General features: G+C 71.9%; 11 protein-coding genes. 4 read left to right on the top strand and 7 right to left on the bottom strand.

Features of this window, described 5'->3' with window-relative positions; all coding sequences use genetic code 11:
• Positions 1 to 13 precede the first annotated feature (13 nt).
• A complete protein-coding gene (locus IPG72_01865) occupies positions 14 to 4210 on the bottom strand; it encodes a hypothetical protein (protein ID MBK6767782.1) in 4197 nt (1398 codons plus the stop codon).
• A gap of 159 nt (positions 4211 to 4369) precedes the next feature.
• Here IPG72_01865 and IPG72_01860 point away from each other — a divergent pair, with 159 nt between their 5' ends.
• The 4 genes from IPG72_01860 to IPG72_01845 all read left to right on the top strand — a co-directional run bounded on the left by IPG72_01860 (position 4370) and on the right by IPG72_01845 (position 10083).
• Positions 4370 to 6337, top strand: a complete 1968-nt coding sequence (locus IPG72_01860; protein ID MBK6767781.1) for a Mur ligase — start codon at positions 4370 to 4372, stop codon at positions 6335 to 6337.
• Positions 6338 to 6418: 81 nt separating this feature from the next.
• Positions 6419 to 7564: a glycosyltransferase family 4 protein gene (locus IPG72_01855; protein ID MBK6767780.1), complete on the top strand. Its 1146-nt coding sequence runs from the start codon at positions 6419 to 6421 to the stop codon at positions 7562 to 7564.
• A gap of 90 nt (positions 7565 to 7654) precedes the next feature.
• Positions 7655 to 8848: a trans-2-enoyl-CoA reductase family protein gene (locus IPG72_01850; protein ID MBK6767779.1), complete on the top strand. Its 1194-nt coding sequence runs from the start codon at positions 7655 to 7657 to the stop codon at positions 8846 to 8848.
• An 11-nt stretch (positions 8849 to 8859) separates the two neighbouring features.
• Positions 8860 to 10083 carry an aminotransferase class V-fold PLP-dependent enzyme gene (locus tag IPG72_01845; protein MBK6767778.1) on the top strand — a complete coding sequence of 408 codons (1224 nt, stop codon included), beginning with the start codon at positions 8860 to 8862 and terminating at the stop codon, positions 10081 to 10083.
• A 31-nt stretch (positions 10084 to 10114) separates the two neighbouring features.
• On the opposite strand, the gene IPG72_01840 is transcribed toward IPG72_01845, so the two are convergent.
• The 6 genes from IPG72_01840 to nosZ all read right to left on the bottom strand — a co-directional run bounded on the left by IPG72_01840 (position 10115) and on the right by nosZ (position 16667).
• A complete protein-coding gene (locus IPG72_01840) occupies positions 10115 to 10579 on the bottom strand; it encodes a nitrous oxide reductase accessory protein NosL (protein MBK6767777.1) in 465 nt (154 codons plus the stop codon).
• Between the two features lie 61 nt (positions 10580 to 10640).
• Positions 10641 to 11471 carry an ABC transporter permease subunit gene (locus IPG72_01835; GenBank protein MBK6767776.1) on the bottom strand — a complete coding sequence of 277 codons (831 nt, stop codon included), beginning with the start codon at positions 11469 to 11471 and terminating at the stop codon, positions 10641 to 10643.
• Positions 11456 to 12343, bottom strand: a complete 888-nt coding sequence (locus IPG72_01830) for an ABC transporter ATP-binding protein (protein ID MBK6767775.1) — start codon at positions 12341 to 12343, stop codon at positions 11456 to 11458. The genes IPG72_01835 and IPG72_01830 overlap by 16 nt, the downstream gene beginning before the upstream one ends.
• On the bottom strand, positions 12340 to 13770 hold the full coding sequence (gene nosD, locus IPG72_01825) for a nitrous oxide reductase family maturation protein NosD (protein MBK6767774.1): 1431 nt from the start codon (positions 13768 to 13770) through the stop codon (positions 12340 to 12342). The genes IPG72_01830 and nosD overlap by 4 nt, the downstream gene beginning before the upstream one ends.
• Before the next feature lie 9 nt (positions 13771 to 13779).
• The gene (locus tag IPG72_01820; GenBank protein MBK6767773.1) at positions 13780 to 14445 is read right to left on the bottom strand and encodes a cytochrome C; all 666 of its coding nucleotides are present in this window, start codon (positions 14443 to 14445) and stop codon (positions 13780 to 13782) included.
• Positions 14446 to 14642: 197 nt separating this feature from the next.
• Positions 14643 to 16667: a Sec-dependent nitrous-oxide reductase gene (nosZ, locus tag IPG72_01815; protein ID MBK6767772.1), complete on the bottom strand. Its 2025-nt coding sequence runs from the start codon at positions 16665 to 16667 to the stop codon at positions 14643 to 14645.
• Positions 16668 to 16767: the final 100 nt, after the last annotated feature.

Here is a 16767-nt window from a genome sequence, read left to right as displayed (position 1 = left end):
GCGGCCGCCGTGATCACCGGGACGGTGCCTCGGGGACGAGCGCGGCCAAGGCCATGGCCGAACTGCTGTGCGACGGGGCGAACGCGGCCACGATATGGTCGGCGACAGGTAGGGCCGTGAAGACCTGGAACGGGTCGACCGGCTTGTAAGCAGGGGCGTCGAACGCGTACAACAGCGCCACCCGGTCGGCATGTATGTCGAACACGGCCACGCCGTTGCCGGCCGCCACGAGCCGGTCCTTGCCGTCGGTCGCGAGGCTGACGTACGCGCCCGGCGCCGCCACCGTCGCCTGCGCCGCGTCCGTGGCATCCGCCGGGATCCGTATCAGCCCGGCCGACGTGGCCACCCAGGCGCCGCGCTCGTCGGCGACGAAGTCCGCACCGTACACACTGCTGAACGGCAGCACGAGGCGACGCTCGAGCCGCGGCCGGGTCGGGTCGCCGACGTCGAAGCGAGCGACGGCGCCAAACGACCGCGCCCAGAGAAGGTGGCCGGCCACGGCGAGACTCGACAGCGGTCCGTCGAACGCGAGGCGACCCAGCACGCGCGGCGTGTCCGGATCGCTGACGTCGATGGTCATGAAGGTCGACGACCACACGCCTTCCCGGTTAACGCTGGTGGCGGCGTACGCCACGCCGCCTGACACGGCCACGGCGCTCCAACCGAGATCGATCGCGACGGCGCCACGCCGCTGGGGCGCCGCGACGTCGGCGAGGTCGAGCACGACGAGGGACGCCGCGGTCGTGCCCTCGCTCATGATCGCGTAGCCCGTCCGATCCTCGACGACGAGCGCTTCGACCCGGTCGAGGATCGGCACGGGCTCCGCCAGCCGGAGGCGCCGCGGGTCGGCGACATCGAGCACGTGCATCTTCGTCGAGGTCGTGAACTGGGCGCCAGCGTCCCCATGGCCGCTGTCCCCCGACACTACCTCCGTCGTGCGAAGGTAGAGGCGGTCCGGGCGCCCGGTCGGCAGGAGCATGCCGGCGTCGAACGAACTGGGCAGGGCGACGGCGCGCCGCGGCTGCGCCGCGACGCGGGCGTCGAAGAGGACGAGACCCCCGCCGTTGTCGAAGCCGAAGTCCTCCTCGTTGGACGTCCCGTCGCTCGTGACGACGGCGACGCGGCCGCCATCCACCACCAGCTCGCGGGTTGGTCGATCGAGCGGCACGCTCCCGACCTCCACCGGCTCGTCCGGGCTGGCGAGGTCGTAGACGCTCAGGCCGGAGTCCCCGGCCGTGTACAGTCGGCCGTCCGCAACGGCCAGTGCGTGCGGTGTGACGTCGAACATGGCGGCCGTCAGGCGCGGCGCGTCGGGCGCGGCGATCTCGTAGATCTCGAGGCAGTTGTAGCACGTCGCGACGTACGCTCGATCGCCGGCGAAGCCGATGTGGAAGCCCGCGCTCGCACCGTTCTCGTGGTCGAGGGCGGCCACGAGAACGGGAGCCATTGGATCGCGGACGTCTACCACCTGGATCGGCAGCGAGCCGTCCGCGAAGATCACGTAGGCATGGCCCCGGTGCAGCCGAACGCCCATCGCCCGGTTCGGGAACTCGAGGCGTCCGCGCGCCACGAGCCGCCCTTGCGGGCCGACCTCGAACAGGCGCAGGCCGGCGTCACCGGCCGCGACGGCGACGAGTCCCTCCGGCGACGCGGCCACGCCGTACGCCGCGTCGCCCGTCGGGATGCGGTCGGTGAGGGCGGGCGTCGAGGGCGCGGTGATGTCGTAGGCTGCCAGTCCGGCATCCCCGGCGGCGACGAAGAGCCGTTCGCCGGCCACCCTGAGGTCGAAGATGAGGCCGGGCAGCAGTTCCGTCCGTCCGACCGCCACCGGCAGCTCGAGCGCGGTTGCGTCGACCACGAGCACCCGCCCGGCTTGGGCGCGATAGAGGTACCGCCCGTGCCACGCGGCGGCCCGTGACGGCCCGCCCAAGACGTCCGCCAGGACGAGCGAGGGTGGCGGCGTGCTGAAGGGCGGTGCTGCTCCGGCGGGCGATCCAGGCCGGTGCGCGGCGGGCAGGTACACCCGGCGGACCGGGCCGGCCAGAGTGCGGCGCGGTGGGGGGGGCGAGGCGGTCCGCGACGGGCCAGGCGTGATCGGCGGGGCCGTGCCGATCAGCCGGTCGGTCGCCGAGGGCGTCGGCTGTGACGTCGGGTCCGTGGCGGGTTCGAGTCGATAGACGGCGAGGCCGCCGTCGCCGTCGGCGGCGACGACGAGCGCGCGCTGCGCGTCGAGCGGTCGGACGACGATGGATCGGACCGTGCCAGGCGAAGAGGCCTCGGCCAGGACGCGGATGTGCTCGTCGATCGCGTCGGCGTCGAACACGCGGAGGGCCTCGCTGCCGCCGACGAACAGCTTCTCGTCCGCCACGGCGAGCCCGGTTGGCGACTCGTCGCCGCCGAGGAAGAAGTCCGCGACCTTCCTGGGCAGGGCTGGGTCCGACACATCGTAGGTCGCGAGGCCGCTGCACGGGGCGAAGGTGGGGCACGCGAAGAAGTCCATACCGTGCGTCGCGTACGCCCGTCGGGCGTCGGTGACGAGGGCGAAAGGCGAATCGCCCGGGAAGCCGATGCCGCCCGGGGACCCGAGCGCGCGCGGCGCGGACGGATCCGCAATGTCGAACGCCCGCAGTCCGTTGCCGCTGCCGACGAACAGCCGCGGCCCGCGCAGCGCGAGGACGTCGGCGAACACGCCGTCGATCGTGCCGACGGCCCTCGGCGCGCCCGACGCCGCGGACAGCACGGCGATCCGCGGCCCGGCATCCGTTGACGTCGCGACGACGACGGTGGCCGGATCCCCGTTGTCCGCGACGATCGCCTGCGCCGGGCCCGGCAGCACGACGTCGGCCTCCGGCACGGCGCGCGGTGCGTCGAGATCGCCAATGTCGGCGACGGCGACGCGGCGGCGCTCGCCCGTCGCGACGTATGCCCGGCCGCCGGAGACCGCCAGTCCGTGCGCTCCGGCAATGTCGACGCCGCCGCTCAGCTCGACGGCCGAGAGCACGCCGGCCGGCCACGCGAGCGTCGTCAGCCGGTCAGGCCCGACGCCGACGAGCCCGCGCGGCACAACGGCGAGCGCGTGCAGCGCGCCGACGCCGGTGTCGTCGCGGACGCGCCGCAGGCCGTCGCCGTCGGCGGCGAACGTGGCCAGGCCCCCGGCCGCACCCCCGGCGACGACGATCCGGTCGCCCGACCACGCGACGGCGGCGGAGGTCGACGCGACGGGCGCGCGGTCGAGGAGCACCGGCCAGCCCGCGGCGGAGTACAGCCGAAGTTCGCCCGCGCAGCGGTCGATCACCGCCAGGCGCGTGCCGCCAGCGTCCAAGCCGACATCGTCGGCGCAGCCGTCCGCGAAGAGGCGACCCACGGAGGCGAACGAGCCGTCCGGTGCGTCCCGGAGCGCACGCAGGCCGCTCGGCCCGCTCGTGACCCAGAGCCGGCCGTCGCCCGCAGCGGCGATCCGGCTGGGCGCTCCGGGCACGGTCGTCGCAGCACGGCGGACGGGGTTGGCTGGCCGGCCGATGTCGATCGACCGGATTGCGGTAGCCTCGGCATCCCGGAAGCGTCGATGGATCGCGTACGCGACGTCGCCCACGATCGCGACATCGTCCACGGCGTGCTCGAACGTCAGGCGGGCGATGCGCGTCGGTGAGCCCGCCAGCCGCGCATCGTAGACATCGACGACGCCGCGCCGGATGTTCGCCGTGGCCTGCCAGCCCCAACTGCCAGCAGCCAGGACGAAGCCCGGCACGGTGGCTACGGCCACGTAGCCTGCATCGGCCTCCACGGCGCCAAGCAGCTTGGGGTGGCGCGGTTCGGCGATATCGATGATCACGATCCCACCGCGGTCCCCAGCCTCGTCGCCGTCCGCGAGGACTGCGTAGGCGACCGCACGGTCATCGTCTAGAGCGACGTCGCGGACGATCCCGTTCAAGACGTCGGTCCGGCCGACGATGCCGATCTCCGGATCGACGGTGACCACGCGCGGGCCAATTCCGGCGATAACGATCCGCCCCGCGGCGAGGGCACTCGCCGCGCCGCCGAGCTGGTCGACCGGCGTCAGGCGCATCGGCGTGTCCGCCTGCGGCCGGGCGGCGATGGGCGAACTCCGACCCTCGACGGCCACGGCGAGCGTCGCGGCGGTGAGGGCGGCGACGGCGAGGACGCGCGCGGCGTGGCAGCGTCGGCACGTCGGCGCGGGACGTTGCGGCATCATGGTGCTCCTGCGGTGCGAAGACGATGGTCGCCCAGGCGGACCGGTACGAAGTGTGCTGCCACTCCGGCGTTTCGACTACCCCGGGGTGTCGAGGGCCCATGCATTGGCGCGGGCCGTCGTCTTCCCCTGCCAAGCGATGTACTATGGCCCCAACCCATGGACGTCCGCGACTCCCGCCGCCTCACCGGCCCCAACCTCCTCCTCGACGGCCCCGGCGCCTGCCTGGACGTTGCCCTCGATGCCCCCGGCGACCCGTCGCCCGAGGCGTGCGCCGACGCGTGGTCGCGCGTGGCGGCGCGGCTGCTGGCGGCCGTCGGCTGGGGCGGCGCGGCAACGGCGACGCGGACGTTCGCCGGCGGCGTCTCGCTGGCCTTCGCGGCACCGGTCGACGGGCTGTACGCGGCGTGCGATGTGAACGAGGCGGCGTGGGGGATGGCGTGGGCGGCGCTGGCGGGGGACGGCGATCGTTCGGTCGGAGCCGGGGCCACGGCCGGAGTCGTCGATCCCGATGCTGCCGACTCCGATCCCGGCGCCTATCCCGCCGATCCCGCCGATCCCGGCGCCGATCCCGCCGATCCCGTCGCCCTCGTCGCCCGCCTTCGCGCCGCCATCGCCGCCGAGGCGAACCCGTCGCTCGTCGCGCTCGCCCACGCGGCCGCATCGCATGGCGTGCAATGCCTGATCGACCCGGACGAGGTGTCGGTGGGCCTTGGGACGGGCAGCAGGACGTGGCGCATCGGCGGTGGGGCGGTCGACGCGCCGTCCATCGACGGCGTGGATGGCTTGGGCGGCGCAATCGGCGCGGTGCACGACGCAATCCCCGACCCGTCGGCCGTCCCGTGGCCGGACATCCACGACGTGCCCGTCGCGCTCGTCACCGGGACGAACGGCAAATCGACGACGGTGCGGCTCATCGCGGCGATGGTCCGGGCGGCGGGGCGGGTGGCGGGGGTCTGCACGACGGACTGGGTGCGGGTCGGGGGCGATGTGATCGACGAGGGCGACTGGTCGGGGCCGGGCGGGGCGCGGATGGTGCTGCGCGACGCGCGGACGGAGATCGCGGTCCTCGAGACCGCGCGGGGCGGGCTGCTGCGGCGCGGGCTGGCGGTGACGCGCGCGGACGTGGCGGCGGTCACGAACGTCGCGGCGGACCACCTGGGCGAGTTCGGCGTGGCGACGGTCGAGGATCTGGCGGCGGTGAAGCTCGTCGTCGCCAAGGTGGCCGGGGCGCTCGTGCTGAACGCGGACGACGCCTCGTTGGCGACGTGCGCGACATCCGTGGCGTCGGCCGTCACATGGTTCAGCCTCGACCCGCAGAACGACGTCGTCGTGCAGGCTGTCGGCCGCGGTGGGCGAGCCGTCGTGCTCGACGGCGACGAGATCGTGCTCGTCGAGGGGGTCGGTGCGAACGTCGGCAGGCAAGCGGGCGGGCAAGCGAGCGGGCATGACGGCGGGCACGACGGCGGGTTGGCGCGCACCGGCCTGGCGACCGTCGACGAGATCCCGATCGCCTTCGGCGGCGCGGCGCGGCACAACGTGGCGAACGCGCTGTGTGCCGTCGGCGTCGCGGCGGCGCTCGGGCTGCCAATCGCGGCGATCCGCGCCGGGCTGGTGGATTTCCAGAGCTCGCCGGAGGACAACCCGGGGCGGCTCAACCTGTTCGATGTCGGCGGCTGCACCGTCGTCGTGGACTACGCCCACAACCCGCACGGGCTGCGGGCGCTGGCCGACGTCGTCACTACGCTGGCGGGCGGGCGGCGGATCGTCGTCCTCGGGCAGGCGGGCGATCGGAGCGACGAGGACCTGCGCGAGCTGGCTGCGGCGGCGCTGGCGATGCGGCCGGATGTCGTCATCGTCAAAGAGCTGGCCGAGATGCTGCGCGGGCGGGAGATAGGGGAGGTGCCGCGGGTGCTCGCGGCCGCGCTGCGGGCGTTGGGCGTACCCGACGCAGCCATCGTGACGGCGGTGGACGAGGTGGCGGCGACGCGGGTGGCGCTCGGGTTGGCGCGGGAGGGGGATGTCATCGTGCTGCCGGTTCACAAACGGCGGGGGGAAGTGGTGGGGTTGTTGGGGCGGTTGGTGGAAGAAGGGTGGCGAACGGGAGAGGATGTGCCTGGGGGATGAGGGCCTTTGGCCGCCCAAGTCGCGATTCCGCCCGTGCCATCCCTTGCCCCCACCCGCCCCCCCACCTATCATCGCCCCCCTATGCGCATCCTCTTCCTCCTCACGTACTACTACCCCCACTGGACGGGCCTCACCGCCTACGCCCGGCGTATCGCCGAGGGGCTGGCGCGGCGCGGGCACACGGTGCATGCGCTGGCGACGCAGCACGACCCGGCGCTGCCGCTGGAGGAGGTCCACCGCGGGGTGCTCATCCACCGCGTGCCGGTGAAGCATCAGCTCAGCCGGGCCAGCATCGCCCCCGGCCTGCTGCCGAAGCTGGACCAGCTGCTGAAGGACGTCGACGTCCTGTCCATCCACATCCCGTTCCCGGAGGTCCTGCCGGCCACGGCGCTCGCCCGGGCGCGGGGCGTCAAGGTGTTCCTGACGCACAACGGCGATCTCGTCCTGCCGGCCGGGCCGGCCAAGCGGCCGCTCGAGGCGGGCTACTACCTCACGACCGGACTGGCCGGGCGGCTGGCGACGGGCGTGATCCCGCAGACGCGCGACTATGCCGCGTCGTCGGCGCTGCTGCGGCCGTTGTGGGACAAGCTGCACTTCATCTACGCCCCCGTCGACCAGCCGCCGCCCGACGCCGCGCGCGTCGCGGCCTGGCGGACGGCGCTCGGGCTGGACGGCAAGGTGCTCGTCGGCTTCGCCGGCCGGTTCGTCGAGGAGAAGGGGTTCGATTTCCTGCTCGCGGCCGTGTCCGACATCGTGGCCAAGATCCCGAACGCCCACTTCGTGTTCGCCGGCGAGAGCGAGATCCCGTACGAGACGTTCTTCGACGCCCACCGCGCCGAACTCGAGGCCCATCGCGACCACTTCACGATGCTCGGTCTCATCACGGACGATCAGAAGATGGCGGACTTCTACGGCCTGATCGACATCTTCGCCCTGCCCAGCCGCTCGGACTGCTTCCCGTCGACGCAGATCGAGGCCGTCCGCGCCGGCACGCCGCTCGTCACGGCCGACATCCCTGGGGCGCGCGAGATCGTGAAGGTCACCGGGATGGGCCGGATCGTGGCGGCGCGGGACCCGGTGGCGCTTGCCGAGGGCATCATCGAGGTCGCGACCCACCTGCCGGACTATCGCGCGCGGCATGGCGTCGCGCTTGACATCTTCGATCCCGAGAAAGCGTTCATCGCTTACGAGGACGTGTTCGATCGGGCGATGAAGGGCACGCTCTGAGCACCGGCGTCGCGCACCGAACCCGCCCTACCTGACCGCCGATTCGATCGCATCCGCAGCTGAGAGCACCCGCACCAAACGGAGGCCGCAATGGCCGAGCAGGTCGTCGTACCGCGCATGCGCGGGTTCATCGCCACCAGCGCCCATCCGGTCGGCTGCGCGCAGATGGTCGCTGGGCAGATCGCCCGCGCGCGCCGGGACGCGGAGGGCTGGACGGGGGGCAAGGCGCTGGTCCTCGGATCGTCCGCCGGCTACGGGCTGGCGACGCGGATCGTCGCGGCGTTCCGGTACGGCATGGACACGCTCGGCGTGTTCTACGAACGGCCGGCGAAGGGCGAACGGACGGCGTCGGCCGGGTGGTACAACACGCGCGCGTTCACCGAGGCGGCGCGGGCGGACGGGCTGAAGGCGGTGAACATCAACGGCGACGCCTTCTCGACCGAGGTGCTGCAACAGACCCTGGCCACGTTGAAGGCCGAGTTCGGCCCGATCGATCTCGTCGTCCACAGCCTGGCCGCGCCGCAGCGGACGGATCCGGTGACGGGCATCACGCATCGTTCCGTCCTCAAGGCGATCGGCCAGTCCGTGCAGGAGAAGACGGTCGACCTCTACACCGGCGAGGTCGTCATCGCCGACGTGCCGGTGGCGACGGATGAGGAGATCGAGGGCACGGTGGCCGTGATGGGCGGCGCCGACCTGGAGCGTTGGGTGGACGCCCTGCTCGAGGCCGGTCTGCTGGCGCGGAACGCGAAGGTGATGGCCTACTCCTACATCGGCCCGAACGTCACGTGGCCGTACTACCACCACGGGACGATCGGCCGGGCCAAGGCGGACCTCGAGGCGACGTGCAAGCGGCTCGACGCGCGGCTGGCGCGGGAGATCGAGGGGCACTGCTACGTCTCGGTGAACAAGTCGATCGTCACCCAGGCGGCCTCGGCGATCCCGATCGTCCCGCTGTACGTGAGCGTCGCGTACGGGGTGATGAAGGAGCAGGGCGTGCACGAGGAGGCGATCGACCAGATGATCCGCCTTTTCGAGGACCACATCGGCCCGGGCGCGGAGCCGACGTTCGACGCGCAAGGGCGCATCCGGCTCGACGACCGCGAGATGCACGAGGACATCCAGCATGTGGTCACCGCCCGCTGGCCGCGCATCGACACCGACCACCTCGACACGCTGACGGACTGGGCCGGCTGCCAGCTGGCGTTCCGTCAGCTCTTCGGCTTCGACGTGCCGGGCGTGGACTACGACGCGGCGGTCGAGATCGACCTGCCGCTCCCGTGAACGCAACTGCCATGAACGCAGCGATCGCGAGCCGTGCCGCCGTGACCCCCGCCCCCGCGGCCATCGAAGTGCCGTCGGCCGACGATCTCAGGGCCGAGTTCCTGCTCGACCCCGACATCGTCTTCCTGAACCACGGCTCGTTCGGCGCATGCCCGCGCCCCGTCTTCGAGGTCTACCAGGCTTGGCAGCGCGAACTCGAGCGCCAGCCGGTCGCCTTTCTGGGCCGCCGTTTCCCGGACCTGATGCGCGCCGCGCGCACGCACCTGGGTCGCGCCATCGGCTGCGCACCCGACGACGTCGTCTTCGTGCCCAACGCCACCCACGGCGTGAACGTCGTCGCGCACAGCCTGGCCCTCGGGCCGGGCGACGAGGTGCTGACGAGCGACCACGAGTACGGCGCGTGCGACCGCGCCTGGCGTCTCGTCACGCGCAAGACGGGCGCCACGTACCGGGCGGTGCCGATCGACGCCCCCCTCACGACGCACGCCGCGTTCGTCGACGCCTTCTGGGCGGCCGTCGGACCGCGGACGCGCGTGATCTTCCTGTCGCACATCACGTCGCCGACCGGCGTGATCTTCCCGGTGGCCGAGATCTGCCGGCGCGCCCGCGCCGCCGGCATCCTGACCGTCATCGACGGCGCCCACGCGCCCGGCCAGCTGCCGCTGGACATGGAGGCGATCGGCGCCGACGTCTACACCGGCAACCTCCACAAGTGGCCCTGCGCCCCCAAAGGCGCGGCGTTCCTCTACGTCCGCCGCGAGCTCCAGCCGCAGATCGAGCCGCTCGTCGTCAGCTGGGGCTTCGAGCCCGAGCCGGCGTTCTGGCCGTACGACAGCCCCTTCGTGGCCCGGCACGAGTGGACCGGCACGGCCGACCCCGCCGCCTACCTGTCCGTGCCGGCGGCGCTCGACTTCCAGCGCGACCGCCAGTGGGACGCCGTCCGCGCCCGCTGCCACCGCCTGGCCCGCGAGACGCGCGCGCGCCTGACCGCGCTGCCGGGCGTGACGGCCCTCCACCCCGACGACGACACCTGGTATGCGCAGATGGTCGCCGTGACGCTGCCGCCCATCGATGCCGTGGCCGCCAAGAGCCGACTGTACGACGACTTCGGGATCGAGGTGCCGTTGGTGGCGTGGAACGCGCGGGTGCTGCTGCGCGTGAGCGTGCAGGGGTACAACACGCACGGGGATATCGATGCGTTGATGGCGGGGGTGGAGGGGGTGTTGGGGGTGTGATGGGTTGGCGTTCGCCCCTGTAGGGGCACCCCTACAGGTCGTCGAACGCCAACGCCGCGCCCCCCGCCTCGACCGCAAACGCCTTCGCCCGCGCCGCATCCCCGAACGCCGCCAACCCGCTGCCCATCGGCGTGCGAATGCCCTCGGCGCGCACGTAGTGGGCGGTTGCCGCATCGATCCAGGCCACGCTGTCGTGGTCGTGGACGTACCAGCGGCGCACGACGAGGTCGCCGTTCGCCGCGTGGTAGGCGACCATGTCGCCGATGTCGTCGAACAGGCGCGGCTCGACTTGGCCGTCGATCTCGACGATCGTCGCGGCGGCGAAGCGCTCCTCGGACAGGATCATCCCGCAGTGGTCGCACACATCCTCGCCGTAGACGACCTCCGGCGGCGCGAGCGGGTCAGGGGGCGGTCCGCAGGCGGCGGTGGCGGCGACGAGGGCGGCGGCCGTGGCGGCGATCGCAAGCGCACGGGCGAGGCCCATGCGGGCCTTCATCGATCCCATCCTCGAACCCCTTGTCTCAGCGGATGCCACGGTCTCAGCGGATGCCACGGTCTCAGCGGATGCCGCGGCGGGCGAAGATGACGCCGGCGGCGGTGAGCGGCACGACGCACCACGCGACGAGCACGGCGGCGAGCACGGCGACGAGGGACGCGCCGAGGACGCGGTCGGCGTAGACGCCGGCCGGCCCGAGGACGTCGAGGCCGCCGGTGATCGCGGCGATCCCGCCGATCCGGTAGGCCTCGAGCGGGTTGAGCAGCGTCAGGGCGAGCAGCGTGCGGACGGGCATCCGCATCGTCATGGCGCTGCCCATCAGGCCGAGGTCGCCGGCGAAGACGAGGGCGAGCCAGACGAAGAGCGCCACCGCCGTCGCCGTGCTCGTGCGGCGCGCCGCCGACGAGATGAGGAAGCCGATGGACAGGGTTGCCAGCGCCAGCAGGGCCGCCGCAGCCACGACCTGGGCATATGCCCCGGCCTCGACGCCGCCGCCGCGCGCCGCCACCCATGCCCCGGCGAGGCCGAAGCCGAGCAGCAGCGCCGCGCCGAGGGCCAGCGCGAGGCCGCCGAACTTCCCGAGGAGGACCTCGGTGCGCGTCACGGGCTGGGCCAGCAGCGTCGCCAGCGTGCCGCGCTCGCGCTCGCCGGCCAGGCTCTGCGCGCCGAGCGTCAGGCCCATCAGCGGCACGACGAACAGCACGAGGTTCACGAGGCCGGCGGCGGTGCGGCCGAAGCCGGCGTAGCCGGCGGTGCCGCTGTCGCCCGTGCTGAGCTGCGACAGGGCGATCGCCAGCAGCGCGAAGCCGGCCGCGTACAGCAGGAACCAGCGATTGCGCAGCGCGTCGCGGACTTCCTTGCGCGCCACGAGGGCGATCACCCGAGCGTCCATGCACCGTCCTCCACCCAACTGTCTTCCACCCAGAGATCCTCGAGGGCCACGTCCGCGGCGACGAGCACCTCGACCGGCGCGGCCCGGCGACCGGCCGCGACCCGCACCAGGATGCCGTGGCGGTTCGCGTGCGTCTTGAAACCGCCCTTGGCCAGCGCCGCCAGCGCGGCGGCTTCATCGGCAGGCGCGACGACGAGGCGGAGGGTGGCGTACGGGTAGAGCGCGGCCTCGAGCACGTCGGCACCGCACGACAGCCGGACCTCGCCGGCCTCGAGCACGATGACGTGATCGGCCAGCGCGTGCACCTCGGACAGGCGGTGCGTCGTCACGAGCAGCGTCTTGCCGGCGCCGCGCAGGTCGGCGAGCAGGGCCAGCAGGTCCGCGCGACCGGCGGCGTCGAGGTTGGCCGTCGGCTCGTCGAGGAGGAGGATCGGCGGGTCGCCCAGCAGCGCGGCGGCGAGCGCCATGCGCTGCTTCATGCCGCCGGAGAGCTCGCCGATCCGCTTGCGACCGTGCTCCGCGAGCGAGACGCGCTCCAAGAGCTCGGCCGCCCGCTCGATCGGCGCGCGGCGGAGGCGGGCGAGCCACTGCAGGCACTCGAGCGTCCCGAGATCGTCCCAGAACGCGAGCTGCTGGGGCACGTAGCCGACCTGCGCCCGCGCGCTGCGGCCGTCGCGGCGCACATCGTGGCCGCCGAGGCGCACCGTGCCGCCGAACGGCAGGAGGCCGAGCATCGCCCGCAGCGCCGTCGTCTTGCCGGCGCCGTTCGTGCCCCAGAGCGCGAGGCCGCCGCCGGCCGGCACGTCGAGCGCCAGGCCGTCGAGCACCGTCGTGCCGCCGAGGCGGACGGTGAGGTCCTGGGCGAAGATCATGGACGGCTCCGGTGGCGGGTCGACGCGATCTGAGGCGAGATGCGGCCGGCCGACCCGAAGGCCGGGGGGGAGGAGGCCAGGAGGCGGCCCCACAGCATGGCGGCGGCAGCGAGGGCAATGCACGCGGCCGACAGCCCGATGAGCGGTCCGATGGCCGGTTGCACGGCGGACAGCGCGGCCGTCGGGGCACGGGTGAACGGGGCGGTATCGGTCAGCGTCGCGGGCGGGCGGAAGGCCGGGAAGGCGCGCGCGGCCAGATCGAGCGCCGACTGGGCCGGGCTGAGCGTGAACAGCCGCAGCGTCGGGTGGACTTCGAGCAGGCTATGGAACAGGCTGGTCTCGGCGTGCGGAATGTCGCCGACGCCGTCGCCGTCGGCGTCGAAGCCGGCGTAGTTGCTCCAGTAGTTGCCGACGCCATCCTGCGTCCAGACGTTGCCCTCGAACGTGCCGCTGGCGACGACCGCCACCTGCTGCAGGTTGTCCTCGAACCGATTCGCGGTGATCACGTTGCGCTTGACGGACGGGACGAAGGCGATGCCGATGTCGTTGTAAGCGATCGTGTTGCGCGCCACGATGTTCACCGTGCCAGCATCCAGCGGGCTGTTGTCGAAGTACAACCCGGTCCGGTTGCCCGCGATGACGTTGTCCTCGATCGTGATCCGGCTGCTCTCCTTGAGCGCGAGCCCGTAGCCGCTCGGGCCGTGGTTGCCGGTGAGCTGGTTGCGCACGTACACCAGGTCCGAGCTGTACATCGCGTACGCACCGACGGCGTTCTGGTGCAGCCGGTTGCCGACGACATGGCTGCCGGTGGCGTACATGAAGTGCAGACCGTAGCGGCTGTGGGTCACGGTGTTGTCCGTGACCTGCACATCGTTCGAGTACCACATCACGACATCGCGCGACCGGTCGATGCGGTTGCGCTCGACGCGCGAGCCCGCCGACTCCCAGACGCGGATCGCGTCGCCGCGCCGCGGCATCGGCAGGTCGCGGCCGGTCACGGTGTTGTCCGCGATGATACTGCCCGGGGCGCGCTGGACGTCGATCCCGAAGAGCACGTCCTCAAGGACGTTGTCGACGACCGTCGCCGGGGCATACACGCCGATGCCGGCGTCCTCCTTGTCGTTTCGGTCGCCGCTGCCCGTGACCGTGAAGCCGGACATCCGCGCCCCGGCCGCCCGCAGCGTGACGACGGTCCCCTTGCCCCCGCCGTCGATCACCGGCCGGCCCTCGCCGACGAGGGCGATGGACGCCGTGATCTCGACGGGGCCGGGGTGCACCCCGCCGTGCACCCGAACGGTGTCGCCGTCGCGGGCGGCGGTCAGCGCGGCGGCCAGGTCGCGGTAGGTGCGATCGGGGCCGACGTCGAGCGTGCGGGTAACGGGCGTCGACAACGCCAGCACGAGACCGACGGCGACGTGCAGCATCATCGGGCACACCTAGGCGGCCGCCGCGGAGCGCGCCGCGGCCCGTCGGGCGGCGCGGCGGAAGTGGAGGCCGAACATGATCAGCACGGACGCCGCCGTCGCCAGCCAGAAGCCGCTGAGCACGCGGGCGTCGGTCGAGAACTGCCCGATCGTGCCGTGGCCGAGGATCGTCGGCGTGAAGGGCTTGATGGCCCCCGAAAGGGCGGCGCTCGGATCGAGGTTCTGGCCGTAGTGCCGCAGCCACAGGAACATGTCGGCCAGGAAGATGAGCGGCAGGAGCATCGCCGGCACGGCCAGCGGCGCGAACCACTTGCGGTGGACGAACGCCAGCGCGAGGACCATGAGCACGATGGCCGCGAGGGCCACCGGCGCCACCGTGCGCTCGATTTCCGCCGCGGCGCCGAGGGGGCGCATGCCGATGTAGTGGTTCAAACCGTCGATCTCGCTGATGTCGCCCTTGATGTGGTCGATGAAGACCGTCAGGAAGAGACCCTTCGGGTACTGCGGCGCGTTGAGCCGCAGCTCCCAGTACGGGAAGAAGATCGACGCGACGAGCGCGGCGGCGCCGACGATGAACAGCACCATCGAGGCGACGAAGCCTGATTCACGCGCCGTGGCCGCCACCGTGACGACGTCGGGCTCACGGGCGCCGAGGAGCGCGCGCAGCGATCGTTCCACGATCTGACCTCAACTTCCTGGGATTCCGGATGCCGTGTATTCCGGGTGTCGTATGGTACGCCGACGTGTGACGCCGCGCACGGGCGCATCGAACGACCTGTCGCCGCGGGCATCCCGGGCCGGGAGCAGCAGAGGCCCGGGATGCCCAGACGACACTTCGCGCGGCCCCGGGAAGCGGGCCGGCGCGGTTGAACGCGCTACCGCACCGAAGCGGCCGCGGACGAAGGCTCGACGAGCATGTAGCCGACCATCTCGAGGTGCAGCGCCGAGCAGAACTCGGTGCAGTACCACGGGAAGACGCCGGGCTGATTGGCCGTGAACTTCACGGTCTCGGTCTCACCGGGCTCGAGGGACAGGTTGATGTTGTGCACCGAGACGGCGTAGCCGTGCGTCGCGTCGCGGGCGGTCTCGATGTTCGTGATGTGGAGCGTGACGTTGTCGCCCTGCTTGAGCTCGATGCGCTCCGGCGTGAAGTGGCTGCGGATGGCGGTCATTCGGACGGTCACGTTGTTGCCGTCGCGCACGACGGACTCCGTGCCGGCCCTCGGCGCTTCGGGATCCACCGCCATCGTCTGCGTGTCCCAGCCGATCTCGGGGTAGGCTTCGAACGCCTTGAGCTTGTCGGCCTTGATGATCTGGGCGTAGTGCGGCTCGCCGATGCCGATCGGCGAGTCGTAGATCACCGGCATCTGCTCGCCGCCGGACGTGATGTCCAGCAGCTGGAAGTTCTGCGGCAGGAGCGGGCCGACGTTGTTGAACCGATCGACGGACCACTTGTTCATCGCGACGAGGTACTTCCCGTCCGGGCTGACGGTGTCGCCTTCGGCCGTCGCCAGGTGGCCGATGTTGTACTGGACGGGGGTCTTGGTGACGAGCTTCCACGGCTCGGCGCCGTCCGTCCGGTAGCTGCCGCCGAGCGTCCAGCGCGCCACGGCGCTGTCGAGGAACAGGCTCGTGTAGGCGTAGCCCTTGTCGTCGAACTGGGTGTGCAGCGGGCCGAGGCCGAGCTCGACCTGCGCCTCGACGGTCGCGTCGAACGGCAGGAGCGGCACGCCGTAGTCGTCCGTCTCGAAATTGCCGGCGGCGATGGCGTCCTGGATCTTCTTGAAGCTGTACACGGTCGCGTTCTGGTCGAGCTTGCCGCCCACGACGATGTACTCGCCCTTGGGCGTCACGTCGGCGCCGTGCGGGCTCTTGGGCTCGGGGATGAAGTAGAGCAAGCCCTCGTCGATCGACGTCTGCAGGGGCAGGACCTTGAAGCCGTTCAAGTCGGTCGTCTTGCCGGCCGCCACGAGCTCGGCCGCCTTGTTCAGGTTGACGACGTGCAGGTAGTCCATGTCGTTCTGCGACACGCCGGACTCGAAGTTCACGCCGTCGGCACCGGCATTGCCGGTCGCCAGCTCGGTGTTGATGCTGTTGCAGAAGACCCAGCCCTCGCTCTCGAGCTTGCCGGAGTCGCACAGATCCTGCCAGTACGGCGGCACCTCCATCGCGAACGACTGCTCGGGATCGATGCGGCCCTTGTCGCGATCGAACTTCCAGAACGTGATGTGGCCGCGGTACTTGTCCTTGTACTCCGACATCGGGGCGTACGCGCCGCCCAGCGGCGTCGAGTACTGACCGCCCTCGACGACCCACTCCGTGTTCGGCGTCACGAACATGCCGCCGTGGTCGCCGTCGCTGATCGGGTTCTTGACGATCTGCTTCGTCTCGAAGTCGCGCAGGTCGATGACCGCGATGCGCGCGTTCGCTTTGTCGCCGATGAACAGGAACTGGCCGTCGTAATCGCCGGCCGACTCGGAGAGGGCCGGGTGGTGGGTGTCCGCCCAGCGCAGCTCCTGGTTCGCCGCGTTCCCGCCGTCGAGCACCGCCTTGCTCGCCTCCCCGCCGTAGCCGAAGCCCTGCCACGGCTCGGGGGCGAAGGTGGCGATCACCTTGAGCAAGCGCATGGACGGGAGCCCGATGACAAGCATCTGGCCGCCGTGGCCGCCCGAGGCGAACTGGATGTACTCATCCATCTTGCCGGACGGGTTGAACGTCATCACCGCCGCCTTGACATCGTCCGGCGACAACCCGCGCGCGCTGGCGATCTCGTCGACGGTGCCGGCCACCGCGCCGCCCGGCCGTGCGGCATCGTCGGCGTCCTGCTCCGCCGATTGCTCCTCGGCGCGCGGCTGGCCGCTCGTGTCGACGTCCTGCCGGCGGCAGCCGAACACGGCCATCGGCACGAGCATGGCGAACATCCATACCTGAAGTGTGCGTTTCATCCGCTTTCTTCCTCCCTGTGACCGGGCGAACACCGCCCGGAAGCCTCGCAACTCC

The sequence above is a fragment of the Candidatus Avedoeria danica genome (genome assembly GCA_016703025.1).
In the GTDB taxonomy this organism is placed as follows: Bacteria; Chloroflexota; Anaerolineae; order Epilineales; family Epilineaceae; genus Avedoeria; species Avedoeria danica.
This window is presented reverse-complemented; position numbering and strand designations above follow the sequence as displayed.